The organism is Streptomyces sp. NPDC058198 (assembly GCF_042882605.1).
GTDB lineage: Bacteria > Actinomycetota > Actinomycetes > Streptomycetales > Streptomycetaceae > Streptomyces.
Genome location: NZ_JBHVVP010000013.1, coordinates 83,524 through 108,691 on the forward strand (window position 1 = coordinate 83,524; position 25,168 = coordinate 108,691).

The window sequence follows — 25,168 nt, forward strand, 5'->3', positions numbered from 1 at the left end:
TCCTGTTCCGCTCCCGTAACCCCGCACCGCTCCCTCAGAAAGTCATCCGACCATGAAACGCTTCCTGCCCGCCGCCCTGCTGCCGCTCGCCCTGCTCCTCACCGCCTGCTCCGGCTCCTCGTCCGCCGGCGGTTCCGGCGGCGCGGGCGGGAACACCGACGGCAAGGGGTCCGTGACCCTCAATGTCGGTGACCAGAAGGGCGGTTCCGAGGCGGTCCTGCGCGCCGCCGGTGAGCTCGACGATCTCCCGTACAAGATCACGTGGTCGACCTTCACCTCCGGTCCGCCGATGCTCGAAGCGGTCAACGCCGGCGCCGTGGACATCGGTTCCGTCGGCAACACCCCGCCCGTCTTCGCCGCCGGAGCCGATTCGAAGATCACGGTGGTGGCCGCGAGCCACGGCGATTCCGGGGGCGAGGCCATTCTCGTACGCAAGGACTCGCCGCTGAAGAAGACCACCGATCTCAAGGGCAAGTCGGTCGCGGTCGCCCAGGGCAGCTCGGCGCACTACCAGCTGATCGCCTCCCTCAAGAAGGCCGGTCTCGGCCTCGACGACATCAAGGTCACGCTGTTGCAGCCGGCCGACGCACTCGCCGCGTTCACCAGCGGCAAGGTGGATGCCTGGGCCGTCTGGGATCCGTACACCTCGCAGGTACTGCACGGCGGACAGGGCCGGGTGCTGACCGACGGCCGGGGCGCTGTCAACGGGCTGAACTTCCAGGTCGCCGCGCCCGCCGCCCTCAAGGACAAGGAGAAGGCCGCGGCGCTCGGTGACTTCGTCGAGCGGCTGCGCCGGGCGCAGGACTGGGTCTTCGAGCACCCCGAGGAATGGGCGAAGGTCTGGGCGAAGGACACCGGGCTGCCGTACGAAGTGGCCCTGGACGCGGTGAAACTGAGCTACGGAACCCGGGTGCCGGTCGCTCTGGACGCGGCCGCCGTCGCCTCCGAGCAGGAGATCGCCGACACCTTCGCCGACTTGAAGCTCATCCCCCGCCGCTTCGACTTCGCCGACTACGTGGACGACCGCTTCAACAAGGACCTGCCGCCGTCGACCTCCCCGGCGCGCAGCTACGGAAAGGGCTCTTCCTGATGAGCATTCATCTGCACTGGTTCCTGCCGACCGGCGGCGACGGGCGCACGCTCGTGGACCGCCACGCCTATACCGACGGGGGTATCAAGCGCTCCAGGATCACCCCGGTGAGCGGGGTCCGCGCCCCCGACATCGACTATCTGACGCAGATCGCCAAGGCGGCCGAGCAGTTGGGCTTCGAGGCGGTGCTGACCCCGACCGGTACATGGTGCGAGGACGCCTGGCTGACGACGGTGGCGCTCGCGCAGCACACCGATCGGCTGAAGTTCCTGGTGGCGTTCCGGCCGGGGCTGATCTCGCCGGTGCTGGCGGCTCAGATGGCGGCCACGTACCAGCGCATCACCCGCGGGCGGCTGCTGCTCAACGTGGTGACCGGCGGGGACTCCACCGAGCAGCGGCGCTTCGGCGATCATCTCGACCACGACCGGCGCTATGCCAGGACGGCGGAGTTCCTCTCGGTGATCCGGGGCGCCTGGAGCGGACGCCCCTACGACTTCGACGGTGAGCACTACCAGGTGGAGGGCGGGCTGACCGCGCTGCCGCCCGACCCGCTGCCGGAGATCTTCTTCGGCGGCTCGTCCCCGGCGGCGGGACCGGTCGCGGCCGACCACGCGGATGTCTATCTGACCTGGGGCGAGCCCCCGGCGCAGGTGAAGGAGAAGATCGACTGGATTCGCGGTCTCGCGGAGGAGCGGGGCCGTACGGTCCGCTTCGGCATCCGGCTGCACACGATCTCGCGGGACTCCGCGCGGGACGCCTGGGCCACGGCGAACCGGCTGCTGGACGATCTCGATCCCGAGACGGTCGCCGCCGCCCAGCAGGCGCTGGGCAAGAGCGAGTCGGTGGGACAGCAGCGGATGCTCGCGCTGCACGGCGGTTCGCGTGACCAGCTGGAGATCTCGCCGAATCTGTGGGCGGGGGTCGGTCTGGTACGGGGCGGTGCGGGCACCGCGCTGGTGGGCAGCCACGCCGATGTCGCCGACCGGATCGAGGAGTATCACGCGCTGGGGATCGAGCACTTCGTGCTCTCGGGCTATCCGCATCTGGAGGAGGCGTACTGGTTCGGGGAGGGCGTGACGCCGGAGCTGGCGGCGCGCGGGCTGCTCGCGCACGTGCCCCCTTCCCCGCTGCTGGGCGTGCCCGCGGTGAACGGCCGGCCGGCGTCGGCCCCCGGAGGTGCCCCGCTGCTGGTCGCCGGGGGCCGCTGAGCGGGAAGATCTCCGGCCCCGGGTCTGTTGGTAGAACCGTGAACGACTTCGGGGTACGGGACATCGATGTGGTGGTCGTCGGCGCCGGGCAGGCGGGCCTGTCCGGCGCCTTCCATCTGCGGCGGTCCGGGCTCGCTCCCGACCAGGACTTCGTGGTGCTCGACCATGCCCCGCGGCCGGGCGGCGCCTGGCAGTTCCGCTGGCCCTCGCTGACGTACGGCACGGTCCACGGCATGCACTCGCTGCCCGGCATGGAGCTGACCACCGCGGAGGCCGATGACAGCCGGCCCTCCTCCGAGGTGATCGGCGCGTACTTCACGGCGTACGAGGAGCGCTTCGGCCTGCGGGTCCACCGGCCCGTCGATGTCGCGGCCGTGCGGGAGGGCGCGGGCGGGCGGCTGCGGGTCGAGACGTCCGAGGGGACGTGGTCGGCGCGGGCACTGATCAATGCCACGGGCACCTGGGACCGCCCGTTCTGGCCGCGCTATCCCGGTCAGGAGACCTTTCTGGGCCGCCAGCTGCATACGGCGGACTATCCGGGCCCCGCGGAGTTCGCCGGGCTGCGGGTCGTCGTGGTGGGCGGCGGAGCCTCCGGCACCCAGCATCTGATGGAGATCGCGAAGGTCGCCGCTGACACGACCTGGGTGACGCGCCGGCCGCCCGTCTACCGCGAGGGGCCGTTCGGTGAGGAGCAGGGACGGGCCGCCGTCGCGCTCGTCGACGAACGGGTGCGCCAGGGGCTGGCGCCGCAGAGCGTCGTGTCGGTGACCGGGCTGCCGGTGAACGAAGCGATCACCCGGGCGCGCGAGGAGGGGGTGCTCGACCGGCTGCCCATGTTCGACCGGGTCACCCCTGACGGCGTGGCCTGGGCCGACGGGCGGACCGTGGCGGCCGATGTGATCCTCTGGGCGACCGGGTTCCGCGCGGCCATCGACCATCTGGCACCGCTCGGACTGCGGGAGCGCGGCGGCGGTATCCGGGTCGAGCGGACCCGTGCCGTACGCGACGAGCGGATCCATCTCGTCGGGTACGGGCCTTCGGCCTCCACCATCGGGGCCAACCGGGCCGGCCGGGCGGCGGCGCGGGACATCGTACGGCTGCTGGAGCGCGAGGCGGCGGCGGCCTGACGAGCCCCAGCCGCCCCGCGGGTCAGCCTGCGTCGCTCGCGCTCCCGCGCTTCTCGTTGAACTCCTGGACGTTCTTCTCATGCTCGGCGTAGCTGTTGGTGAAGCGGGTGTCCCCGGGGGCCACCGTGACGAAGTACAGCCATTCTCCGCTCGGGGGGTTGATCGCGGCGTTCATGGCCTGCTCCCCCGGGTTCCCGATCGGCGTGGGCGGCAAGCCCTTGCGCTCGTACGTGTTGTACGGGCTGTCGGTCTTCGTGTCGGCCTGGGTGGTGTCCAGGGTGGAGCGGTTCAGCGCGTAGTTGAGGGTCGAGTCCATCTGGAGCGGCATGCCCAGGGCGAGCCGGTTGTGCACGACCCTGGCGACCTTGCCCATGTCGGCCGCCGTATCGGCCTCTGCCTGCACGATGCTGGCGATGGTGACCGTCTGGTAGACCGTCACTCCGTTGCGCTTGGCGCCGTCGATGATGCGGTCGGCCCCGAAGCGTTCGTTCGCGGTGTTGACCATGTAGCTGAGCAGCGCGGCGGGCGTGGTCGAGGAGAGGACCGGATACGTCGCCGGGAAGAGATACCCCTCAGGGTTTCCCCCGGCGGCCTGTGGCAGCTTGAGCCGCGCGGTGAGCGCCGCTTTCCGGGCGGCGCCGGCGGGCACGCCCAGAGCCTGGTCGACGGTGGCATACACCTGGGAGGCGCGCCGGCCCTCCGGAATGACCAGGGTCGTCGGCGCTTCCTGGGTGCTGTTCCCGCTGTTCCCCCCGGTCAGCAGAAGCACGGGAACCAGTACCACGGCCGCCACGACGAGGGTCGCGGTCACGATCAGGACCAGTCGGCCACGGCGGGTGAGACGGGGTCTGCGCCCGGGCCTGGCCGGCGGAGGCTCGTTCATCATGCGGGAACGCTAACCCGGAGTGATCGCCGATCCCGGCACTTGCGGTACTACGACACGGATCGCTTACGGACAGTGAGCGATCCGAGCTGACAGGCGCTCGCGTTCAGGGCGCGATGGGTGCCAGGCTCTCGGCCGGTGCCGGAGTGCCGTCGGGCGTCGGATCCTCTTCGGCGCTGTCGGCGTGTGCCGGCCGACTGTCCCTGCGGACCAGTGCGGCGTAGCGGCCGTCCTGCCCGAGCAGTTCGTCATGGGTGCCCCGCTCGGTGATGCGCCCGGTGTCGAGGACCACGATCTGGTCCGCGTCCCGGACGGTGGAGAGCCGGTGCGCGATGGTGATCGTGGTGCGCCCCTCGGAGAGGGCGTCGATGGCCTGCTGCACCGCGTGCTCGGTGCGGGTGTCCAGCGCGCTGGTCGCCTCGTCGAGAATGAGGACGGGCGGGTCGCGCAGGATGGTCCGGGCAATCGCCAGCCGCTGCTTCTCGCCGCCGGAGAAGCGGTATCCGCGCTCGCCGACGAGAGTGTCGTAGCCATCCGGGAGCGAGGCGATGTGGTCATGTATCTGGGCGGCGCGCGCCGCTGTGCGTATCTCCTCGTCCGTGGCGTCCGGCTTGGCGAAGCGCAGGTTCTCCGCCACGGAGGCATGGAAGAGATAGGTCTCCTGGGACACGACACCGACCGCGCGGGCGAGGGTGTCGAAGTCCAGGTCCCGTACATCGACGCCGTCGATCAGGACCCGGCCGCCGGTCACGTCGTACAGCCGGGGTACGAGATAGCTGAGCGTCGACTTGCCGGATCCCGTGGGCCCGACGACGGCGAGGCTGCCTCCGGCGGGAACCGTCAGATCGATCCCCCGGAGCGTCATTCCGTCCTTGTCGTCATAACTGAAGTCGACGCCGTCGAACCGCACTTCGCCGCGGACCTTGTCGATCCTGACCGGCCGCTCGGGCTCGGTGATGTCGACGGGCAGATCGAGGTATTCGAAGATGCGCTGGAAGAGGGCGAGCGACGTCTGCATCTGCACTCCGGTGGAGAGCAGGCTCACGGCGGGCCGGAAAAGGCCCTGCTGGAGCGAGACGAAGGCGACGAGCGTGCCGATGGAGACGGCGGTGCCACCGGTGCCCAGCGCGATGCCCGCGGCCCAGTAGATGACGGCCGGCATGGCGGCCATGACGATCCCGATGGTCGACATGCGCCACCGGCCGGCCATGTTGGAGCGCACTTCCAGGTCGACCAGGCGCTCGGACTCGTCGGAGAAGGACTTCGTGAGCGAGTCGGCGCGCCCCATCGTGCGGCCGAGGAGGATGCCGCTCACCGAGAGCGATTCCGTGACGGTGGCGGCCATCGTGGCCATCTGCCGCTGGCGGTCCGTGGTGATCTTCTTGCGCTCGCGGCCGACCATCCGGCTGATCCAGACGAACACCGGCAGCAGGACCATCGAGACGGCGGTGAGCCGCCAGTCCAGCGCGAGCATCGCGACGACGGAGGCGACGACGGCCGTGAGGTTGGAGACCAGGGAGGTCGCGGTGGAGGTCACGGTCGCCTGCATACCGCCGATGTCGTTGGCGATACGGGACTGGACCTCTCCGGTCCTGGTCCTGGTGAAGAACGCGAGCGGCATGCGCTGCAGCTGGGTGTAGACGCCGGTCCGCAGATCGTGCATGACCCGCTGGCCGACCGTGGTCGAGATCAGGGTCTGCAGCACGCCGAAGACACTGTTGACGACCGCGGTGAGGATCATGCCGAGGGCGAGCAGACTGAGCAGTCCGGTGCGGCCCTGCGGGATCGCGGTGTCGAGGATCTCGCGGAGCATGAACGGCGAGGCGACCGAGACCAGCGACGAGGCGCCGACGAGCAGTCCGACGACGGCGAGCCGGCCGCGGTAGGGGCGGAAGAGACCGAAGATGCGGCGCAGCTGGGCGGGTGGCTCCGGCTGCCCCGGACCCTCGGAGCGGGGCGAGGGGCTCCAGGTGGATGATTCGGGTTTCATGAGCTCCTTCGACGGGTGAGGGACTTCGACGGACAGGTCTGCACACAGGTGGAACACACAGGTGGAACAGTGCGGACTTTGCAGAGCTTAGCTCACTGTTACCTATGTTCACAATGAGCCTTGTCCTGATATTATTCCGCCATGAGCACCCCCGACGTCGACGGCATGCTGGCCGAGCAGCTGCTGCGGCTGACCCGCCGGCTCCACCGCATCCAGACGCGGCAGATGGAGCCGATCGGCATCACTCCGGCACAGGCCCGGCTGCTGCGCACCGTCGCGTCGTACGACAGGCCGCCGCGGATGGCCGACCTCGCGGAGCGGCTCGAAGTGGTGCCCCGCGCCGTGACGAGTCTGGTCGACGGGCTGGAGGCGAGCGGCTCGGTGCGGCGCGTGCCCGATCCGACCAACCGCAGGGTGGTGCGGATCGAGCTGACCGAGACCGGCCGGGCCACGCTGAGATCACTGCGCGTCGCGCGCCGGTCGGCGGCGGAGGACATCCTGGCCCCTCTGACCACCGAGCAGCGCGAGGTACTGGGCGGACTGTTGTCGACTCTGGTCGACGGAGGTCATGGGCACCAGCGCCGCTGCTGACCGAGCCCGGCGCCGAAACGGAAGCCGACGCCGACACCGAAGCCACTGTCCCCCGTCTGGGTGCATCCGCGCTGTTCATTCCAGGCCCCGTGCGGGCGGCCCCAGCTGGCTCGTTCTGGCTCCTGCTCGGAAAACCCATTGCCCCGGGCGCTCCAAAAGGGCGAACCTTGCACGGTTTGGGCCACCCACGAGCCATGGGACATCATGCAGATTCGCGACCTTCCGTATCCCGATCCAGGGGTTCCCGATGCTCGGTCAGGCCCCCGGTTCCTGCTGTGGCTCGGACGCAGTCAGCTGGGCGGCCAGCTCAAAGCCGTGTGCTGGGGCCTGCTGCACTTCGCCGGCATCGCTGGCCTGTCGGCGTGCGCCGGGCTCGCCGTCCAGTCGGTCATCGACCGCTCCGGCGGCCGGCTCGCGCTCGCCGGCGGCCTCATCGCGCTGTTCGGCGCCGCCATCGCCGTCGGCGACACCATGCTGCACCGCACCGCCGTCACCAACTGGATCACGGCGGCCGCACGCGTCCAGCAGCTGCTGGCCCGCAAGACCGCGGAGCTGGGCTCCGCACTGACCCGACGGGTCGCCGCCGGCGAGGTCGTCGCGGTCTCCACCGGCGATGTCGAGAAGATCGGCTGGTTCGTGGAGGCGCTCTCGCGCTTCCTGGCCGCCGCCATCGCGATCGTACTGATCTGCGTCGGCCTGGTCCTGTACCTGCCGGAGCTCGGCACGATGATCGCCGTCGGCGTGCCGGTGCTCGCCCTGGCGGTGCTGCCGCTGCTCCCCCGAGCCACCCAACGGGCCGACATCCAGCGCGAGAAGGCGGGCAAGGCCACCGAACTGGCCTCGGACACCGTCGCCGGCCTGCGGGTGCTGCGCGGCATCGGCGGCGAGGAGCTGTTCCTCGGCCGCTACCGCGCCGCCTCGCAGGAGGTGCGCAAGGCCGCCGTCCGCAGCGCGCGTATGTGGTCGCTGATCTCGGCGATCCAGGTCCTGCTGCCGGGCATCCTGCTGATCACGGTCGTCTGGTACGGAGCCCGTCTCGCCCTGGACGGACGCATCGAGGTCGGCGGTCTGGTCACCGTCTACAGCGCGGTGACCCTGCTGCTCTTCCCGCTGCGGCACTTCGAGGAGATCGCCATGGCGTACTCCTTCTCCCGGCCCTCCGCCAAGCGCGCGGCCCGGGTGCTGTCGCTGGAGCGGACCTCGTTCGAGGACGAGCGCGGCGGTCTCGACGACGCCCGGCCGACCGGGGATCTGTACGACCCCGCCACCGGCCTGCTCGCCCCGTCCGGGCAGCTGACCGCTGTGGTGTGCGGTGATCCGGACGCGGCGGGGCGGCTCGCCGAGCGGCTGGGCGGCCACGCGACCGAGGAGGAGAAGAGTCTGTCGGTGCTGCTCGGCGGGGTGGCGCTGGACGATCTCCCGCTGGACGCGGCGCGGGCCAGTGTGCTCGTACAGGACAAGGACCCGGTCCTGCTGTCAGGGACGCTCACGGAGCTGCTGGACATCCCGGCCTCCGGCGCGGTCGACGCGGAACAGGCGCTGGCCGCCGCCCAGTGCGGGGATGTCCTCGACGCGCTCGTCCAGGCGTCGGTGGACGGCAGCGGCGATCCGATGCGGTCCAGGATCACCGAGCGGGGCCGCTCGCTGTCCGGCGGGCAGCGTCAGCGGCTGGCGCTGGCCCGTTCGCTGGTCACCGATCCGGAGGTGCTGGTGCTCGACGAGCCGACCTCCGCCGTCGACTCGCACACCGAGGCACGCATCGCGGAGAGCGTGAAGGCGCTGCGGTCGGGCCGTACGACCGTGGTGTTCGCCTCCTCGCCGCTGCTGCTGGACCGCGCGGACCGGGTGGTGTTCGTCCACGAGGGCAAGGTCACGGCCGTGGGTCTCCACCGCGAGCTGGTACGCGGCGACGCCGACTACCGCGCGGTCGTCACCCGCGAGACCGAGGACGAGCAGCACGCCGGGCAGGACTCCCCCGCCGGCGAGGAATCCCCCACCGAGCAGGAACACATCATGGCGCCGGCTTCACCGCGGGCACGGGAAGAGATCGAGGAATCAGCATGATCGGCCTGGCGCCTCCGGCGTACGACCCGGCGGCCCCGGCGTCGGCGACGACCCTGCCGGTGGGCACACCGGCGACCGTACGGGCCTATGTGCGGGAGCTGCTGAGCAGACACCGCAAGGCGTTCATCCTGCTCGTCACCGTCAATGCCATCTCGGTGATCGCCTCGATGGTCGGTCCCTATCTGCTCGGCGGCATCGTCGAGGACCTCTCCAACGGCGCGCGCGAACTGCATCTGGAGCGCGTCGCCGTGGTGTTCGCGGTCGCGCTGGTCGTCCAGACCGTGTTCGTACGGATGGTGCGGCTGCGCGGGGCGATGCTCGGTGAGGAGATGCTCGCGGATCTGCGGGAGGACTTCCTCGTCAGGGCCGTCGGGCTGCCGCCCGGCGTGCTGGAGCGGGCCGGCACCGGCGATCTGCTGTCCCGGATCACCACCGACATCGACCGGCTGGCGAACGCCATGCGCGAGGCCGTGCCGCAGCTCGCGATCGGCATCGTGTGGGTGGCGCTGCTGCTCGGCGCGCTGACCGTCACCGCGCCGCCGCTGGCGCTCGCGGTGCTGCTGGCGCTGCCGCTGCTGATCGTCGGCTGCCGCTGGTACTTCAAGCGGGCGCCCTCGGCGTACCGCTCGGAGGCCGCCGGATACGCGGCCGTCGCGGCGATGCTCGCCGAGACGATCGACGCCGGCCGGACCGTCGAGGCGCACCGCCTCGGCGGGCGCCGGGTGGCGCTGTCGGAACAGCGGATCAAAGAGTGGACCGCGTGGGAGCGATACACGCTCTGGCTGCGGTCGGTGCTGTTTCCGGTCATCAATCTCACCCATGTGACGATCTTCCTGGCCGTGCTGGTGATCGGCGGGGTCTTCGTCCTGCAGGGCTGGATCAACGTCGGTCAGCTGACGACGGGCGCGCTGTTCGCCCAGATGCTGGTGGACCCCGTCGGTCTCATCCTGCGCTGGTACGACGAGCTCCAGGTCGCCCAGGTGTCCATCGCGCGGCTCGTCGGGGTGCGGGACATCGAGCCGGCCGCGGGTGACGCGTCGGTCGTGCCGGAAGGGCGGGACGTCAGCGCGGACGAGGTGCACTTCGGCTACCGCGAGGGCATCGACGTACTGCACCGGGTGACGCTGAACGTCAGCCCCGGCACCCGGCTCGCGCTGGTCGGTCCCTCGGGCGCCGGGAAGTCGACACTGGGCCGGCTGCTCGCGGGCATCTACGGTCCGCGGACGGGCCAGGTCACCCTGGGCGGGGCGGAGTTGTCCGAGATGCCGGCCGAGCGGGTGCGGGAGCATGTCGCCCTGGTCAACCAGGAGCATCACGTGTTCGTGGGCTCACTGCGCGACAATCTGCTGCTGGCCCGCACGGGCGCGCAGGACGCCGAGCTGTGGGCGGCCCTCGGCGCGGTCGACGCGGACGGCTGGGCGCGGGCGACGGACAAGGGGCTGGACACCGAGGTCGGGTCCGGCGGTACGGCCCTGACGCCCGCGCAGGCGCAGCAGATCGCGCTGGCCCGGCTGGTGCTCGCGGATCCGCACACCCTGGTGCTGGACGAGGCGACCTCGCTGCTTGACCCGCGCGCGGCCCGGCATCTGGAACGCTCCCTGGCCCGGGTGCTGGACGGCCGTACGGTCGTGGCCATCGCGCACCGGCTGCACACCGCGCATGACGCGGATGTGATCGCGGTGGTCGAGGAGGGCCGGATCACCGAGCTGGGCAGCCATGACGAGCTGGTGTCGGCGGACGGCGCGTACGCGGCGCTGTGGCGGTCCTGGCACGACTGAGCAGGACTGAGCAGGGCTGAACACGACAGAGCACGACTGAGCAGAGCCGCGCACGGTCGGCCCGGGCGAGCCACGGGGGGCTCGTCCGGGCGGGCCGTGCGCGGCGGTCAGATGAAGCCCAGCGCGGCCGCGCCGCCCAGCCCGCCCAGCAGCATGAAGGCCGGCATCAGCACCTTCATCTCCACCCAGGCACCGGCCCGGAAGCGCAGGGCCTTCGGCGGGCCTATCGGGTACCAGCGCTTGCGGCCCAGCGGTATCGGCCACAGGATCGGGCAGCCCGACACCGTCAGCGCGTCACCGATGTCATGCACGAGCGCGCCCAGGACGATCGGCAGGCCGAGCCAGAGATATTCCTGGCCGGGGCCGGTGAACAGCCAGGCCGCGCCATTGCCCGGCTGGTCCAGGATGTCCGCCAGCATCCAGGCGCTGGTGGCGCCGAGCAGCCAGACGAGCACATCGCTGGAGACCCGGGCGGCCCGCCACAGCAGGCCCTCCACCGCCAGCACCAGATGGACGAAGAGGATGAAGAGCACCGCCCAGCGGCCGCCGGATATCGCCAGCGCCGAGGCGCCGCCACCGGTCAGGACCGCCCAGAGCCAGGTGTGGGTCAGCGTGCGGTGGCCGCCGGTGCGGCGGGGGTCGCCCGGCTTCCTGGTCGCCTTGTAGACGGAGTACGACAGTTTGTCGACGATCTCGCAGAGCGCGCGCGACACCGGACCGAAGGCCCGGGAGATCGTCGCGGCCTTGTGATCGAGGTCGGGAGCGAGGGCGGCACCCGCGCAGATCAGGGCGCCGACGACGAGGACCGGCCACGGCATCTCGTATCCGGCGGCGGCCGCGGCGGCACCCACCCCCAGCCAGGCCGCTGCCCCTGACAGAGAGTGTGCCGGTCCCATCATGGTCGTACCCGCCCCATTGCAGTGGTGATGAAGCCCCGTGTGCTGAAGCTCAGTTGACAGGGCAGCGTATCGCCCATGATCTTCGGACCGCCGTCCGGTTCCCTGATCCCGGCGGAAGCCAGGCAAGATGGGGGCGTGACCCTTATCGATCAGCTGCCGCCGGATGCCGACCCCGATGCCCTCTTCGAGGCTTTCTCCTCCTGGGCCGAGGGCCAGGGCCTCACGCTCTATCCGGCTCAGGAGGAGGCGCTGATCGAGGTGGTCTCCGGGGCCAATGTGATTCTGTCCACCCCCACCGGCTCCGGAAAGAGCCTGGTCGCGGCGGGTGCGCACTTCACGGCGCTGGCGCAGGACAAGGTCACCTTCTACACCGCGCCGATCAAGGCGCTGGTCTCGGAGAAGTTCTTCGACCTGTGCAAGCTCTTCGGCACGGAGAACGTCGGCATGCTGACCGGCGACGCCTCCGTGAACGCGGACGCACCGGTGATCTGCTGCACCGCCGAGGTGCTGGCGTCCATCGCGCTGCGGGACGGCAAGCACGCCGACATCGGCCAGGTCGTGATGGACGAGTTCCATTTCTACGCGGAGCCGGACCGTGGCTGGGCCTGGCAGATCCCCATTCTGGAACTGCCGCAGGCGCAGTTCATCCTGATGTCGGCGACCCTCGGTGATGTCGCCCGCTTCGAGGAGGACCTGACCCGCCGCACGGGGCGGCCGACTTCCGTCGTACGGTCCGCGACCCGGCCGGTCCCGCTGTCGTACGAGTACCGCCTCACCCCGATCACCGAGACGCTGACCGAGCTGCTGGAGACCAAGCAGGCGCCGGTCTACATCGTGCACTTCACGCAGGCCGCCGCGGTCGAGCGGGCGCAGTCGCTGATGAGCATCAACATGTGCACGCGCGAGGAGAAGGACCGGATCGCCGATCTCATCGGCAGCTTCCGCTTCACCACCAAGTTCGGCCGCAATCTCTCCCGTTACGTGCGGCACGGCATCGGGGTGCACCACGCGGGCATGCTGCCCAAGTACCGGCGGCTGGTGGAGAAGCTCGCCCAGGCCGGTCTGCTGAAGGTCATCTGCGGTACGGACACGCTGGGCGTCGGGGTCAACGTCCCCATCCGTACGGTGCTGTTCACCGCGCTCACCAAGTACGACGGCACGCGCGTGCGCACCCTGCGGGCACGGGAGTTCCATCAGATCGCGGGCCGGGCGGGCCGGGCCGGGTTCGACACGGCGGGCCTGGTCGTCGCGCAGGCGCCCGAGCATGTCGTCGAGAACGAGAAGGCGCTCGCGAAGGCGGGCGACGATCCCAAGAAGCGCCGCAAGGTGGTCCGCAAGAAGGCCCCCGAGGGCTTTGTCGCCTGGTCGGAGACCACCTTCGACAAGCTCATCGGCTCCGATCCCGAGCCACTGACCTCCCGCTTCCGGGTCACTCACACCATGCTGCTGTCGGTCATCGCCCGTCCTGGCAACGCCTTCGCGGCGATGCGCCATCTGCTGGAGGACAACCACGAGCCGCGCAAGCAGCAGCTGCGGCACATCCGGCGGGCCATCGCCATCTACCGTTCGCTGCTGGACGGCGGGGTGGTGGAGCGTCTGGAGACCCCCGACGCGGAGGGCCGTATCGTCCGGCTCACCGTCGATCTCCAGCAGGACTTCGCGCTGAACCAGCCGCTGTCCACCTTCGCGCTGGCCTCGTTCGAGCTGCTGGACCCCGAATCGCCTTCGTACGCGCTGGACATGGTCTCGGTCGTGGAGTCCACGCTCGACGATCCGCGGCAGATCCTCGCCGCCCAGCAGAACAAGGCGCGCGGCGAGGCGGTCGCCGCGATGAAGGCGGACGGCGTCGAGTACGAGGAGCGGATGGAGCGGCTCCAGGACGTCTCGTACCCCAAGCCCCTGGAAGAGCTGCTCGTCCACGCCTACAACGTGTACCGCACCAGCCATCCGTGGGTGGGTGACCATCCCGTCTCGCCCAAGTCGGTGATCCGGGACATGTACGAACGGGCGCTGTCCTTCACGGAGTTCACCTCGTTCTACGAGCTGGCCCGCACCGAGGGCATTGTGCTGCGCTATCTGGCGGGCGCGTACAAGGCGCTGGAGCACACCATTCCGGACGACCTCAAGTCGGAGGATCTGGAGGATCTCACCGCCTGGCTCGGCGAGATGGTCCGTCAGGTCGACTCCAGTCTGCTCGACGAGTGGGAGCAGCTGGCCAATCCGGAGGTGGAGACCGCCGAGCAGGCGCAGGAGAAGGCCGACCAGGTCAGGCCGGTCACGGCCAACGCGCGCGCCTTCCGGGTCCTGGTACGCAACGCGATGTTCCGCCGGGTGGAGCTGGCCGCCCTGGACAAGGTCAACGATCTGGGCGAGCTCGACAGCGAGTCGGGCTGGGACGCGGACGCGTGGGGCGAGGCGATGGACGCGTACTGGGACGAGTACGAGGACCTGGGCACCGGACCCGATGCCCGCGGGCCGAAGCTGCTCGCCATCGAGGAGGACCCGGAGCACGGCCTGTGGCGGGTCCGGCAGGCCTTCGCCGACCCCAACGGCGACCACGACTGGGGCATCAGCGCGGAGGTCGACCTCGCGGCCTCCGACGAAGAGGGCCGCGCCGTCGTGCATGTCACGGCCGTCGGCCAGCTCTGAGAACGGGAGAACACCGAACCATGACGAATCCCGCCGAGCGGCTGGTCGATCTGCTCGATCTGGAGCGGATCGAGGTCGACATCTTCCGCGGGCGCAGCCCCGACGAATCGTTGCAGCGGGTCTTCGGCGGGCAGGTCGCCGGCCAGGCCCTGGTCGCGGCCGGCCGCACCACCGACGGCGACCGCCCGGTCAACTCGCTGCACGCGTACTTCCTGCGGCCGGGACGTCCGGGTGTCCCGATCGTCTATCAGGTCGAACGGGTCAGAGACGGACGGTCGTTCACCACCCGCCGCGTCACCGCCGTCCAGCAGGGCCGCACGATCTTCAATCTGACGGCCTCCTTCCACCAGCCGGAGGAGGGCGGCTTCGAGCACCAGCTGCCGCCGCGCCTCGACTTTCCCGATCCCGAGACGCTGCCGACGGTCTCCGACGAGGTACGTGAGCATCTGGGCCGGCTGCCCCAGTCCCTTGAGCGGATGGCCCGGCGCCAGCCGTTCGACATCAGATACGTGGAGCGGCTGCGCTGGACCCAGGAGGAGATCAAGGACGCGGACCCGCGCAGCGCGGTGTGGATGCGCGCGGTGGGGCCGCTGGGCGATGACCCGCTGGTGCACACCTGCGCGCTGACGTACGCGAGCGACATGACGCTCCTGGACGCGGTCCGTATCCCGGTGGAGCCGCTCTGGGGACCGCGCGGCTTCGACATGGCGTCGCTGGACCACGCGATGTGGTTCCACCGTCCGTTCCGTGCGGACGAGTGGTTCCTGTACGACCAGGAGTCACCGATCGCCCGGGGCGGCCGGGGCCTGGCCCGGGGCCGGATCTACGACCGGGAGGGCCGGCTGCTGGTCTCCGTCGTACAGGAGGGCCTGTTCCGGCGGCACGACGGGGCTTCGTAGCGCGACGGACCGACGCAGCCGCTGTCAGACGCCGGGGATCGGGTCCTGGTCGGCCTCGCGCCGCCGGGTCCTGATGTCCGGCGCGGGCGGGTGGAGCTTGGCGTCACAGGCGGGGCCGAGACCGGTACGGCGCGACGCCGTACCGGTGAGCGGCCTGCCGCACATACCGCACCTGACCGGACGGCGGACGCCGCCGTCCGGTAGCGAGCCGGGCAGCCGGTCGTCGCCGGAGCCGGGCAACCGGTCGTCGCCGCGCCGTGATTCGTGCATGTCCGAACTGTGCATGTCCCAGCTGTACCAGCCCGCCTGCGGCGGCGCTCACGCGCGGGTCCACAATGAAGCGAGAACGCCGGCCCCGAGGAGATCTTGATGACTCTGTACGACATCCCGCTGCACACCCTCACCGGTGAGCCCACCACCCTGGCCGCGTACCAGGGCCGGGCCGTGCTGCTGGTGAACGTCGCGTCCAAGTGCGGTCTCACCCCGCAGTACGCCGGGCTGGAGCGGCTGCAACAGCAGTACGGGGACCGGGGCTTCACCGTCCTCGGCGTGCCCTGCAACCAGTTCGCGGGGCAGGAGCCCGGCGACGCGGAGGAGATCCAGACGTTCTGCTCGGCGACGTACGGGGTCAGCTTCCCGCTGCTGGAGAAGACGGACGTGAACGGGGAGACCCGGCACCCGCTGTACGCGGAGCTCACGAAGACCGCCGACGCGGAGGGCGCGGCCGGGGACGTGCAGTGGAACTTCGAGAAGTTCCTGCTCTCGCCGAAGGGCGAGGTGGTCGCCCGCATCCGCCCCCGCACCGAGCCGGAGGCCCCGGAGGTCGTCGCGGCGATCGAGGCGCAGCTTCCGGCCTGACGGCGGACCGCCGGGGCTGCCGCCGCGCGTGAGCGGCCCCGGCCCGACCGGGCCCCGCGATGACCAGGGGCTCTAGGTCCTGTCCGGTCGATCTTCGTGGATCAGCCCGCGGCGTCCGGCGCGGTACATCGCAAGGCGGAGGATCGTCCTCGTACTGGACGTACTTGGACGACTCCGACAACGCGGCGAGGTGCCGTGCCGGGCGTCGCGGGCCCACGAAGATCGACCGGACAGGGCCTAGCGGATCGGCATGCCCGACAGGGTGCGGGCGATCACCAGGCGCTGGATCTCGCTCGTGCCCTCGAAGATCGTGTAGATCGCGGCGTCCCGGTGCATGCGCTCGACCGGGTACTCGCGGGTGAAGCCGTTGCCGCCGAGGATCTGCACGGCCTGCCCCGTGACCGCCTTCGCGGTCTCGCTGGCGAACAGCTTCGACATGGAGCCCTCCGCCGAGGTGAACGGCTTGCCGGTCGCCGCCATCCAGGACGCACGCCACACCAGCAGCCGGGACGCGTCGATCCGCGTACGCATGTCGGCCAGCTGGAACGCGATGCCCTGGTTGTCGATGATCGGACGGCCGAACTGGCTACGCGTCCTGGCGTAGTCGAGCGCGACCTCGTACGCCGCCCGCGCCGTGCCCACCGCCATCGCGCCGACCGCCGGGCGGGAGGCCTCGAAGGTGGCCATGGCCGCGTTCTTCACCCGCTCGCCCCCCGGCGCCGCCGCTCGCTCCCGCGCCCGGGCGAGACGCTCGTCGAGCTTCTCCTTGCCACCGAGCAGGCAGTGCCCCGGCACCCGGACGTCCTCCAGGACGACCTCGGCGGTGTGGGAGGCGCGGATGCCGTGCTTCTTGAACTTCTGGCCCTGGGAGAGACCGGGCGTGGCCGGCGGGACGATGAAGGAGGCGTGGCCCTTCGAGCCGAGAGCGGCGTCGACCACGGCGACCACGACATGGACGGTGGCGATGCCGCCGTTGGTGGCCCAGGTCTTGGTGCCGTTGAGCACCCACTCGTCCTTGGCCTCGTCGTACACCGCGCGGGTGCGCATGGCGGACACGTCGGAGCCCGCGTCCGGCTCCGACGAGCAGAAGGCGGCGACCTTCACGTCGTCCGCGTCGCCGTACATCTGCGGGATCCAGGTGCCGATCTGCTCCTCGGTGCCGTTGGCGAGGACGCCGACGGCCGCCAGGCCCGTACCGACGATCGACAGGGCGATGCCGGCGTCACCCCAGAACAGCTCCTCCATCGCCATGGGGATACCGAGGCCCGTAGGGTCGAAGAACTGCTGGGCGTAGAAGTCCAGGGAGTAGATGCCGATCTTGGCGGCCTCCTGGATGACCGGCCACGGCGTCTCCTCACGCTCGTCCCACTCGGCGGCGGCCGGGCGGATGACGTCCGCGGCAAAACCGTGGAGCCACTCACGGACCTGCTTCTGGTCGTCATTGAGATCGAGCGTGAACTCGGTCATGGTGCCCTCCAGCACTCCATCGCCTGCATGTGTTACTTAAGGTAACAGCAGTCTGTTACTCGCAAGTAGAGGATGTCAACCGGCAACGGCCTGGTCAGCATTGACGGCGGCAACGGTGTTACGTTGCCCAGGCGTCACGCAATCGCACGGGCGGGGAGACACCATGGAGACCACACAGCAGGCCGAGCAGCAGCGGTCGGCGCGACAGCGGCGGCGCCAGCTGCTGGAGGCCGCCGACCGGGTGGTCCTCCGGGACGGTCCGCACGCTTCCATGAACGCCATCGCCGCCGAGGCGGGCATCACCAAGCCGATTCTCTACCGTCACTTCGGCGACAAGGGCGGGCTGTACCGGGCGCTCGCCAAGCGCCACACCGACGCGCTGCTGGACGCCCTGCGGACGGCGCTCGACGCGCCCGCCGAGCGGCGCGAGCGGGTCGAGGCGACGCTCGACACGTATCTCGCCGCGATCGAGGCGCGTCCCCAGGTCTACCGCTTTCTCATGCATCCGGCCGAGGACACCCAACTGCCCGAGCAGGGCTTCGATGTCGGCCGCCATTCGGCCCCGCTGCTGCGCCGCCTCGGTGAGGAACTCGCCAAAGTCATCGAGGACCGGGTCGACCTCGGTCCCGGCAGCGAGCAGCTCGCCCGCGTCTGGGGGCATGGCATCGTCGGCATGATGCACGGCGCCGGCGACTGGTGGCTCGGCGAACGCCCCTGCTCACGGGAACAGTTGGTGCGCAGCCTGGCCGATCTGCTCTGGGGCCGGCTGGCCGAGGTCAGCGACCGCGCGGGCGGACCCGGCTTCTGAGCGGCCCGGAGATGGACCGTGCGGGTTACGAGCCGGTGGCCCAGGGCGCCCGGCGCGCGGCCCGCAGCGCCCTGGAGCGCCGCCATCCGCTGAGCCGGTCGGGGTAGACCATGCCCTCCAGATGGTCGCACTCGTGCTGCAGACAGCGGGCGAAGAAGCCCGAGCCGCCGATCCGTACCGGTTCACCGTCCTGGGTGACACCCTCCACCACGGCATGGTCGAACCGCTCGGTCCCGGCCTCGATGCCCGGCAGCGAGAGACAGCCCTCGGGACCACGCAGCGTGATGCCGTCCGCCTCCGTGAGGCGCGGGTTGACGACGTGTCCGAGATGCCGGACGTCCTCGTCATCGGGACAATCGAACACGAACACCCTCAGCGGCACGCCTATCTGGTTCGCCGCGAGACCCACCCCCCGGGCGGCGTACATCGTGGCGAACAGATCCTCGACCAGGGCGCCGAGCGCCGGTCCGAAGTCCGTGACGGGCTCACAGGGCGCGCTCAGCACCGGATCGCCGAACAATTTCATGGCGTGTACTCGCCCGGTACTGCCGGGGATCGGACGGTTTCGCATGACGGTCAGGGTACGGTCCACAGTGACCTCCGCCTTCTGCCCGGTGCCGCGGTTCGGGCCCCTGGCCGGATCTCGATAGGCTGACCCACGGACCGATGCGAGGAGGACCAAGGACGATGTCAGGCAACACGGAGCCGCTGTCGCCGCGGGCCAAGCTGGCCGTGACGGCGGGCAAGGCCGCAGCGGCGGTGTCGCGCGCAGCTGGGCGCGGCAGCGGATCGGTGATCGGCGGCAAGGTGGCGCTCAGACTCGACCCCGATCTGCTGGGGCGGCTCGCGCAACATCTGGACGTCATCCTCGTATCCGCGACGAACGGCAAGACCACGACGACGCGGCTGATCGCCGAGGCCCTGCGGGCCGCGGGGCCCGTCGTGTCGAACGCGCTGGGCGCCAACATGCCGGCCGGGATCACCTCGGCCCTCGCGGGCGGTTCCGACGCACGGTACGGCGTGATCGAGGTGGACGAGAAGTACCTCGCCGGTGTGGCGCGCGACACAACGCCCAAGGCCATCGCGCTGCTCAACCTCTCCCGCGACCAGCTCGACCGCGCCGCGGAGACCCGGATGCTCGCCGAGAAGTGGCGCGAGGGCCTGGCCGGCACGAAGGCCATCGTGATCGCCAACGCCGACGACCCGCTGATCGTCTGGGCGGCCTCCTCCTCGCCCAATGTGGTGTGGGTGGCGGCCGGGCAGGAGTGGAAGGACGACGCCTGGTCCTGCCCCTCCTGCGGCGGTGTGATGCAGCGCCCGGGCGACGACTGGTTCTGCGGCGAGTGCGGATTCCGCAGGCCCCCGCCCAGCTGGGCGCTGCACGGCGACCATGTGCTCGACCCGCACGGCTCCGCCTGGCCGATCCACCTCCAGCTGCCCGGACGCGCGAACAAGGCGAACGCGGCGACGTCCGCCGCCGTCGCGGCGACCTTCGGGGTGCCGCCGCAGGTGGCGCTGGAGCGGATGTACCAGGTGCAGGCCGTGGCCGGCCGGTACGACGTGGTGTCCTTCCTCGGCCGTGACCTGCGGCTGCTGCTCGCCAAGAACCCCGCGGGCTGGCTGGAGACGTTCTCCCTCATCGATCCGCCGCCGACCCCCGTTATCCTCGCCGTGAACGCCCGTGGCGCCGACGGCACGGACACCTCGTGGCTCTGGGACGTCGACTACACCCGGCTCGCCGGGCACCCGATCTTCGTCATCGGCGACCGGAAGCTGGACCTCGCTGTACGTCTCGAAGTGGCCGGTCTGGACTTCCGGGTCTGCGAGACGGCCGACGAGGCCGTGCAGATGGCCCCGCCCGGACGGATCGAGGCCATCGCCAACTACACCTCGTTCCAGGATCTGCGCCGCCGCGTCGGCAACTGAGACCCAGGGACACCCGACCCCGGCCGCCGACGACCCCGGCCGCCGACCCCCCGACGGACCGACGGACACCCTGAAGGACGAGCGAGCATGAGTGACAACGGCCTGCGCCTGGTGTGGATCTACCCGGACCTGCTGAGCACCTACGGGGATCAGGGCAATGCCCTGGTGGTGGAACGCCGGGCCCGCCAGCGCGGCCTGGGCGTCACCCGCGTGGACGTGCGCAGTGACCAGCCGGTGCCGACCTCCGGCGACATCTATCTGATCGGCGGCGGCGAGGACCGGCCGCAGCGGCTGGCCGCGGAGCGGCTGCGCCGGGACGGCGGGCTCAGCCGGGCCGTCTCGAACGGCGCGATCGTGTTCTCGGTCTGTGCCGGCTACCAGATCCTGGGCCATGAGTTCATCAATGACCTGGGCGAGCGCGAGGCCGGCCTCGGGCTGCTCGATGTGGTGTCCACCCGCGGCGAGGGCGAGCGGTGCGTCGGTGACGTACTGGCGGACATCGACCCGCGGCTGAATCTGCCGCAGCTGACCGGTTTCGAGAACCACCAGGGCATCACGCACCTCGGTCCGTCCGCGCGGCCGTTCGCGCGGGTCCAGCTCGGCCGGGGCAACGGTACGGGCGACGGCACCGAGGGCGCGTACAACGACACCGTCTTCGGCACGTACATGCACGGTCCGGTGATGGCGCGCAATCCGCAGATCGCGGACCTGCTGCTGAAGCTGGCCCTCGATGTGAACGCGCTGCCGCCGACGGACGACCGCTGGTACGAGGCGCTGCGCGCGGAGCGGGTCGCCGCGGCGGTCCAGCCGGCCTGACGGCTGCCCGGAGCCTGCCCGGAGCCTGTCCAGCAGTCGGACGCGGTTTTCGGTACCGCCAGGGCACGCCGGTAGGCTGGCCGCCATCTGGCCGGACGATGGAGTCCGGCCGTCGTCCCTCGTTGCAAAGGTATTCCGGGCCATGCGAATTGGTGTGCTCACCTCAGGCGGCGACTGCCCAGGCCTCAACGCCGTGATCAGGTCCGTCGTACACCGCGCCGTCGTCGACCACGGCGACGAGGTGATCGGCTTCCACGACGGCTGGAAGGGCCTCCTGGAGTGCGACTACCGCAAGCTCGACCTGGACGCGGTCGGCGGCATCCTGGCCCGCGGCGGCACCATTCTCGGCTCGTCCCGGGTCCAGCCCGCGCATCTGCGGGACGGGGTGGAGCGTGCCAGGGGCCATGTGGCCGAGCTGGGTCTCGACGCGATCATCCCGATCGGTGGTGAGGGCACCCTCAAGGCCGCCCACCTTCTCTCCGACGCCGGGCTGCCGATCGTCGGCGTACCGAAGACCATCGACAACGACATCGCGTCGACGGACGTGACCTTCGGATTCGACACGGCCGTCGGGGTCGCCACCGAGGCGCTGGACCGGCTGAAGACCACCGCCGAGTCCCATCAGCGGGTGCTGATCGTCGAGGTCATGGGCCGGCACACCGGCTGGATCGCGCTGCACTCCGGCATGGCCGCCGGCGCGCATGCCATCGTCGTGCCCGAGCGGCCCTTCGACATCGGTGAGCTGACCGAGCTGGTCGGCAAGCGCTTCTCGGCGGGCAAGCGGTTCGCGATCGTCGTGGTCGCGGAAGGCGCCAAGCCGCGCGAGGGCTCGATGGAGTTCGACGTGGGCGTCAAGGACGTGTACGGCCACGAGCGCTTCGCGGGCGTGGCCCGGCAGCTCTCCATCGAGCTGGAGGAGCGGCTCGGCAAGGAGGCCAGGCCGGTGATACTGGGCCATGTCCAGCGCGGTGGCACCCCGACGGCGTACGACCGTGTCCTCGCGACGCGCTTCGGCTGGCACGCTGTCGAGGCGGCGCACCGCGGCGAGTTCGGCATGATGACGGCGCTGCGTGGCACGGACATCGTCATGGTCCCGCTGGGCGAGGCCGTGGAGACACTCAAGACGGTGCCCGCCGAGCGGTACGCCGAGGCGGAGTGCGTGCTCTGAGCGTCGCTTGAATCCCTGGTACGGAGTAACGACCTGGTGCGCGACAGGTCGTCACCGCCCCCGGTCGCAGCAGCGGCCGGGGGCGGTTCTAGTCTGGTGGGGACAACCGGCACGTATCAGGTCGGCCGGCCCCGGGCCGGCGCGTACCGGGCCGGCGGGTAACAGGCACGTCCCACGGGAGCACACGGATGGATCACAGCGGGCACGGCATGACCATGGATCTGCCGCCGTTCACGCTGGGACGGGCGCTGGAGTACTCCCCGGACCTGTTCTTCCTGATCGGCTGTCTGCTGGGGCTGGCGCTGTACGGCTGGGGCGTGCTGCGGCTGCGACGGCGCGGCGACAGCTGGTCGGCCGGCCGTACCGTCGCCTTCACGCTCGGTGTGCTGAGTGTGGCGCTGGTGATGTGCACCGCGCTGAACGACTACGGCATGGTCATGTTCAGCGTGCACATGGTTCAGCACATGGTGATCAGCATGGTGTCCCCGATCCTGCTGCTGCTCGGCGCGCCGGTGACGCTGGCGCTGCGGGCGCTGCCGGTCGCGGGTCGCGGCCGCAAGGGCCCGCGCGAGCTGCTGCTCGCGCTGCTGCACAGCCGCTACGTACGGATCATCACGCATCCCGCCTTCACCATCCCGCTCTTCATCGCCAGCCTGTACGGGCTGTACTTCTCGCCGCTCTTCGACTTCCTGATGGGGTCGAAGCCCGGCCACCTCGCGATGATGGTGCACTTCCTCGCGGTCGGTCTGATCTTCTTCTGGCCGATCATGGGGGTCGACCCGGGACCGCACCGGCCCGGCTATGTGATGCGGATGCTGGAGCTCTTCGCCGGGATGCCGTTCCACGCCTTCTTCGGCATCGCGCTGATGATGGCGAGCGAGCCGATGGTGACCACGTACCGCACTCCCCCGGCCTCGCTCGGGATCGACGCCCTCACCGACCAGAACGCGGCGGGCGGTATCGCCTGGGCGTTCAGCGAGATCCCGTCCGTGCTGGTCCTGGTCGCGCTGGTCTACCAGTGGTACCACTCGGAGCAGCGCCAGGCGACGCGTTCCGACCGGGCCGCGGACCGGAACGGTGACAAGGAGCTGGCGGAGTACAACGCCTATCTCGCCTCACTACAGGCCCGGGGCCAGTAGCGCGAACCCGTCGTCACGGGCGACGATGTCCTTCACGGGCGACGCGGCCTTCACGGCCACGGCCGGGAGGAGGACGTACATGTCCGGATCCACCAAGACGATGGGTGTCGTGACGGTCGGTGCGCTGGTCGTCGTGACGGGCTACACCGCGGCGCTCGGCAGCAATGGCTGGCTCTGGTTCGGGTGGGTGGTACTGGGCCTGGTCACGATCGGGATGATCGCCTCACGCGGCAACTGAGCGGCGGCGGGATCATGCGGGGCTCACCCGGCAGCGGAGCCCCGGACGGGTCCTGGGACCGGTCCGGGGCCGTATGCCCTCCTGGTCACGCGCTCACTTGGACTCGGTGACGCGGAGCGCGGGCTTCCCGTTCACGTTCGCCGGAGTCCCGTCGGTGCCGTGCTTGAGCGATTCGAGGATGGCCATGCCCTGGCCCACCAGGCCCGCCGCCATGTCGTTGACGCCGTCGGTGCCGTTGAGCACGGTCAGGTTCGCGCCGGACATGCCCCGGGAGGCCGCGTCGGCCAGCGCCGGCAGGTTCTCCACGATGCGGTTGGCCGCGATGAGTTCCTGGTTGCCGTCCTTCAGGGACGTGGCACGGGCGGTGTTCGCGTCGGCCTGCGCCTGAGCGAGGGTCCGCTCGGTGTACGCGCTGCCGTCCGCCTCGAACTTCGCCTGGTCACGGGCCGCTTCGGCCAGCGTGCGCTGCCGGTACGCCTCGGCGTCCGCCGGACGCCTGACCTCGGCCTCCAGCCGCTGTGCGGCCAGCTGCGCCTGACGCTGCGCCAGCGCCGTCTGCTCCTCGATGGTCTGCTGCGAGGCCCTGGCCTCGGCCAGCGGTCCCGCCTGGGCGGCGCGGGCGATGACCTGCTCCGTCTCGGCGTGGAAGCCGGCCCGCTTGATCCCGGTGTCCCGCTCGTACTCCGCCTTGAGAGCGGCCGCCTGCTGCTCGCGTTCCGACGCCTCCTGGTCCGACTTGGCCTGGGCGATCCGCGCCTGGCTCGCGACCGCGGCCGCGTGCGGGGCCGCCAGGTTGTTGATGTAGCCGGTGGCGTCGTCGATCTCCTGGATCTGCAGGGCGTCCACGACGATGCCGAGCTTCTCCATCTCGCTGTGACTGCCCTGCTTCACTTCCTGGGCGACCCGGTCCCGCTCACGGATGATCTGCTCGACGGTCAGTCCGCCGATGATGGAACGGAGGTGACCCGCGAAGATCCGGCCCACCAGCTCTTCCATCCGGTCCTGTTCCGCCAGGAAGCGCCGGGCGGCGTTGGCGATCGACACGGCGTCGTCGCCGACCTTGAACACGGCCACCGCGCGGACCTTGAGACGAATTCCCTGCTGCGTGACGCAGTCCTCGACGATTTCCGCCTCCCGCAGCGCCAGGGACAGCATGCGGGCCTTCTGCTTGATGGGCGTGACGAAGCTGCCGTGGCCGGTGACGATCCGGAACTGGGTGTCCTGGGCCTGTCGCTTGGAACCGGATATGAGCATTGCCTCGTTGGGCGCGGGAACATGCCAGAAGAGCATGGGGGGCTCCTGTCGTACTTATGCCTTTTCGTGCTTCTTAGGAAGGGAAGGGCTCCACGATCACCGACCGGGCCGAGATGGAGTCGACGACGATCACGCGAAGGTTTCTGCCGATCGGATGGGCGGCCCAGGCCGCGTACGCCTCGGACCCGCCCCGTACGGACACCAGGACCTCGCCGGGCCCGTCGGCCGGGATCGGAACGGTGACCCTGCCGATCGCTCCGACCGGGCTGTTCTGCGAGGAGTCATCTGCCACGCACATACGTCGTTGCTCCACCCG

General features: G+C 70.4%; 23 protein-coding genes. 15 read left to right on the forward strand and 8 right to left on the reverse strand.

From position 1 onward, the window contains the following. The first annotated feature begins 52 nt into the window (after positions 1–52). From ACFVWW_RS29770 to ACFVWW_RS29780, 3 genes are read left to right on the forward strand one after another with little or no spacing between them, the layout of a single operon-like run. Entirely contained in the window at positions 53–1,090 is a 1,038-nt protein-coding gene (locus ACFVWW_RS29770; protein ID WP_386878919.1) for an ABC transporter substrate-binding protein, read from the forward strand. Next, positions 1,090–2,298: an LLM class flavin-dependent oxidoreductase gene (locus ACFVWW_RS29775; protein ID WP_384330899.1), complete on the forward strand. Its 1,209-nt coding sequence runs from the start codon at positions 1,090–1,092 to the stop codon at positions 2,296–2,298. The genes ACFVWW_RS29770 and ACFVWW_RS29775 overlap by 1 nt, the downstream gene beginning before the upstream one ends. Before the next feature lie 38 nt (positions 2,299–2,336). After that, a complete protein-coding gene (locus tag ACFVWW_RS29780) occupies positions 2,337–3,425 on the forward strand; it encodes an NAD(P)-binding domain-containing protein (protein WP_386878918.1) in 1,089 nt (362 codons plus the stop codon). 22 nt (positions 3,426–3,447) lie between these two features. Here the strand turns inward: ACFVWW_RS29780 and mltG are convergent, their stop codons facing one another. Continuing rightward, positions 3,448–4,311, reverse strand: a complete 864-nt coding sequence (gene mltG, locus ACFVWW_RS29785) for an endolytic transglycosylase MltG (protein WP_386878917.1) — start codon at positions 4,309–4,311, stop codon at positions 3,448–3,450. Between the two features lie 103 nt (positions 4,312–4,414). After that, positions 4,415–6,298, reverse strand: a complete 1,884-nt coding sequence (locus tag ACFVWW_RS29790) for an ABC transporter ATP-binding protein (protein ID WP_386878916.1) — start codon at positions 6,296–6,298, stop codon at positions 4,415–4,417. 141 nt (positions 6,299–6,439) lie between these two features. Between ACFVWW_RS29790 and ACFVWW_RS29795 the strand changes: the two genes are divergently transcribed. The 3 genes from ACFVWW_RS29795 (at position 6,440) to ACFVWW_RS29805 (ending at position 10,731) form a co-directional block, all read left to right on the forward strand. Further along, a complete protein-coding gene (locus ACFVWW_RS29795) occupies positions 6,440–6,889 on the forward strand; it encodes a MarR family winged helix-turn-helix transcriptional regulator (protein ID WP_384180570.1) in 450 nt (149 codons plus the stop codon). A gap of 204 nt (positions 6,890–7,093) precedes the next feature. After that, positions 7,094–8,953, forward strand: coding sequence for an ABC transporter transmembrane domain-containing protein (locus tag ACFVWW_RS29800; protein WP_386878915.1), 1,860 nt, complete (start codon positions 7,094–7,096; stop codon positions 8,951–8,953). After that, on the forward strand, positions 8,950–10,731 hold the full coding sequence (locus ACFVWW_RS29805) for an ABC transporter ATP-binding protein (RefSeq protein ID WP_384180574.1): 1,782 nt from the start codon (positions 8,950–8,952) through the stop codon (positions 10,729–10,731). Before ACFVWW_RS29800 ends, ACFVWW_RS29805 begins: the two co-directional genes overlap by 4 nt. Positions 10,732–10,838: 107 nt before the next feature. Here ACFVWW_RS29805 and ACFVWW_RS29810 read toward each other — a convergent pair whose 3' ends face one another. Then, positions 10,839–11,630: a metal-dependent hydrolase gene (locus ACFVWW_RS29810; protein ID WP_384180576.1), complete on the reverse strand. Its 792-nt coding sequence runs from the start codon at positions 11,628–11,630 to the stop codon at positions 10,839–10,841. Between the two features lie 75 nt (positions 11,631–11,705). Here ACFVWW_RS29810 and ACFVWW_RS29815 point away from each other — a divergent pair, with 75 nt between their 5' ends. Beyond that, entirely contained in the window at positions 11,706–14,279 is a 2,574-nt protein-coding gene (locus tag ACFVWW_RS29815; RefSeq protein ID WP_384180578.1) for a DEAD/DEAH box helicase, read from the forward strand. A gap of 20 nt (positions 14,280–14,299) precedes the next feature. Further along, positions 14,300–15,178 carry an acyl-CoA thioesterase gene (locus ACFVWW_RS29820; protein WP_384180580.1) on the forward strand — a complete coding sequence of 293 codons (879 nt, stop codon included), beginning with the start codon at positions 14,300–14,302 and terminating at the stop codon, positions 15,176–15,178. A gap of 24 nt (positions 15,179–15,202) precedes the next feature. On the opposite strand, the gene ACFVWW_RS29825 is transcribed toward ACFVWW_RS29820, so the two are convergent. Then, positions 15,203–15,448 (reverse strand): DUF6011 domain-containing protein, encoded by a 246-nt coding sequence (locus tag ACFVWW_RS29825; protein ID WP_384180581.1) that lies wholly within the window; start codon positions 15,446–15,448, stop codon positions 15,203–15,205. Between the two features lie 99 nt (positions 15,449–15,547). Between ACFVWW_RS29825 and ACFVWW_RS29830 the strand changes: the two genes are divergently transcribed. Continuing rightward, positions 15,548–16,036: a glutathione peroxidase gene (locus tag ACFVWW_RS29830; protein ID WP_384180583.1), complete on the forward strand. Its 489-nt coding sequence runs from the start codon at positions 15,548–15,550 to the stop codon at positions 16,034–16,036. 237 nt (positions 16,037–16,273) lie between these two features. Here the strand turns inward: ACFVWW_RS29830 and ACFVWW_RS29835 are convergent, their stop codons facing one another. Next, entirely contained in the window at positions 16,274–17,503 is a 1,230-nt protein-coding gene (locus tag ACFVWW_RS29835) for an acyl-CoA dehydrogenase family protein (RefSeq protein WP_384330917.1), read from the reverse strand. 163 nt (positions 17,504–17,666) lie between these two features. On the opposite strand from ACFVWW_RS29835, the gene ACFVWW_RS29840 reads away from it, so the two are divergent. Continuing rightward, positions 17,667–18,311 (forward strand): TetR family transcriptional regulator, encoded by a 645-nt coding sequence (locus tag ACFVWW_RS29840; RefSeq protein ID WP_384180587.1) that lies wholly within the window; start codon positions 17,667–17,669, stop codon positions 18,309–18,311. A gap of 25 nt (positions 18,312–18,336) precedes the next feature. Here the strand turns inward: ACFVWW_RS29840 and def are convergent, their stop codons facing one another. Continuing rightward, the gene (gene def, locus ACFVWW_RS29845; RefSeq protein WP_384180589.1) at positions 18,337–18,882 is read right to left on the reverse strand and encodes a peptide deformylase; all 546 of its coding nucleotides are present in this window, start codon (positions 18,880–18,882) and stop codon (positions 18,337–18,339) included. 116 nt (positions 18,883–18,998) lie between these two features. Between def and ACFVWW_RS29850 the strand changes: the two genes are divergently transcribed. The 5 genes from ACFVWW_RS29850 to ACFVWW_RS29870 all read left to right on the forward strand — a co-directional run bounded on the left by ACFVWW_RS29850 (position 18,999) and on the right by ACFVWW_RS29870 (position 23,598). Beyond that, positions 18,999–20,237, forward strand: a complete 1,239-nt coding sequence (locus ACFVWW_RS29850) for a MurT ligase domain-containing protein (RefSeq protein WP_384180591.1) — start codon at positions 18,999–19,001, stop codon at positions 20,235–20,237. An 87-nt stretch (positions 20,238–20,324) separates the two neighbouring features. Then, entirely contained in the window at positions 20,325–21,053 is a 729-nt protein-coding gene (locus ACFVWW_RS29855; protein WP_384180593.1) for a type 1 glutamine amidotransferase, read from the forward strand. 142 nt (positions 21,054–21,195) lie between these two features. Next, positions 21,196–22,221, forward strand: a complete 1,026-nt coding sequence (locus ACFVWW_RS29860) for a 6-phosphofructokinase (protein WP_384180595.1) — start codon at positions 21,196–21,198, stop codon at positions 22,219–22,221. Positions 22,222–22,409: 188 nt separating this feature from the next. After that, a complete protein-coding gene (locus ACFVWW_RS29865; RefSeq protein ID WP_384180597.1) occupies positions 22,410–23,360 on the forward strand; it encodes a cytochrome c oxidase assembly protein in 951 nt (316 codons plus the stop codon). A 79-nt stretch (positions 23,361–23,439) separates the two neighbouring features. Then, entirely contained in the window at positions 23,440–23,598 is a 159-nt protein-coding gene (locus ACFVWW_RS29870) for a hypothetical protein (protein ID WP_384180599.1), read from the forward strand. Between the two features lie 93 nt (positions 23,599–23,691). On the opposite strand, the gene ACFVWW_RS29875 is transcribed toward ACFVWW_RS29870, so the two are convergent. Both ACFVWW_RS29875 and ACFVWW_RS29880 read right to left on the reverse strand, forming a co-directional pair. Continuing rightward, complete coding sequence (locus tag ACFVWW_RS29875) at positions 23,692–24,888, reverse strand: SPFH domain-containing protein (protein WP_384180601.1); 1,197 nt, start codon at positions 24,886–24,888, stop codon at positions 23,692–23,694. A 37-nt stretch (positions 24,889–24,925) separates the two neighbouring features. Next, the gene (locus ACFVWW_RS29880; protein ID WP_384180603.1) at positions 24,926–25,150 is read right to left on the reverse strand and encodes a hypothetical protein; all 225 of its coding nucleotides are present in this window, start codon (positions 25,148–25,150) and stop codon (positions 24,926–24,928) included. Positions 25,151–25,168 lie beyond the last annotated feature (18 nt).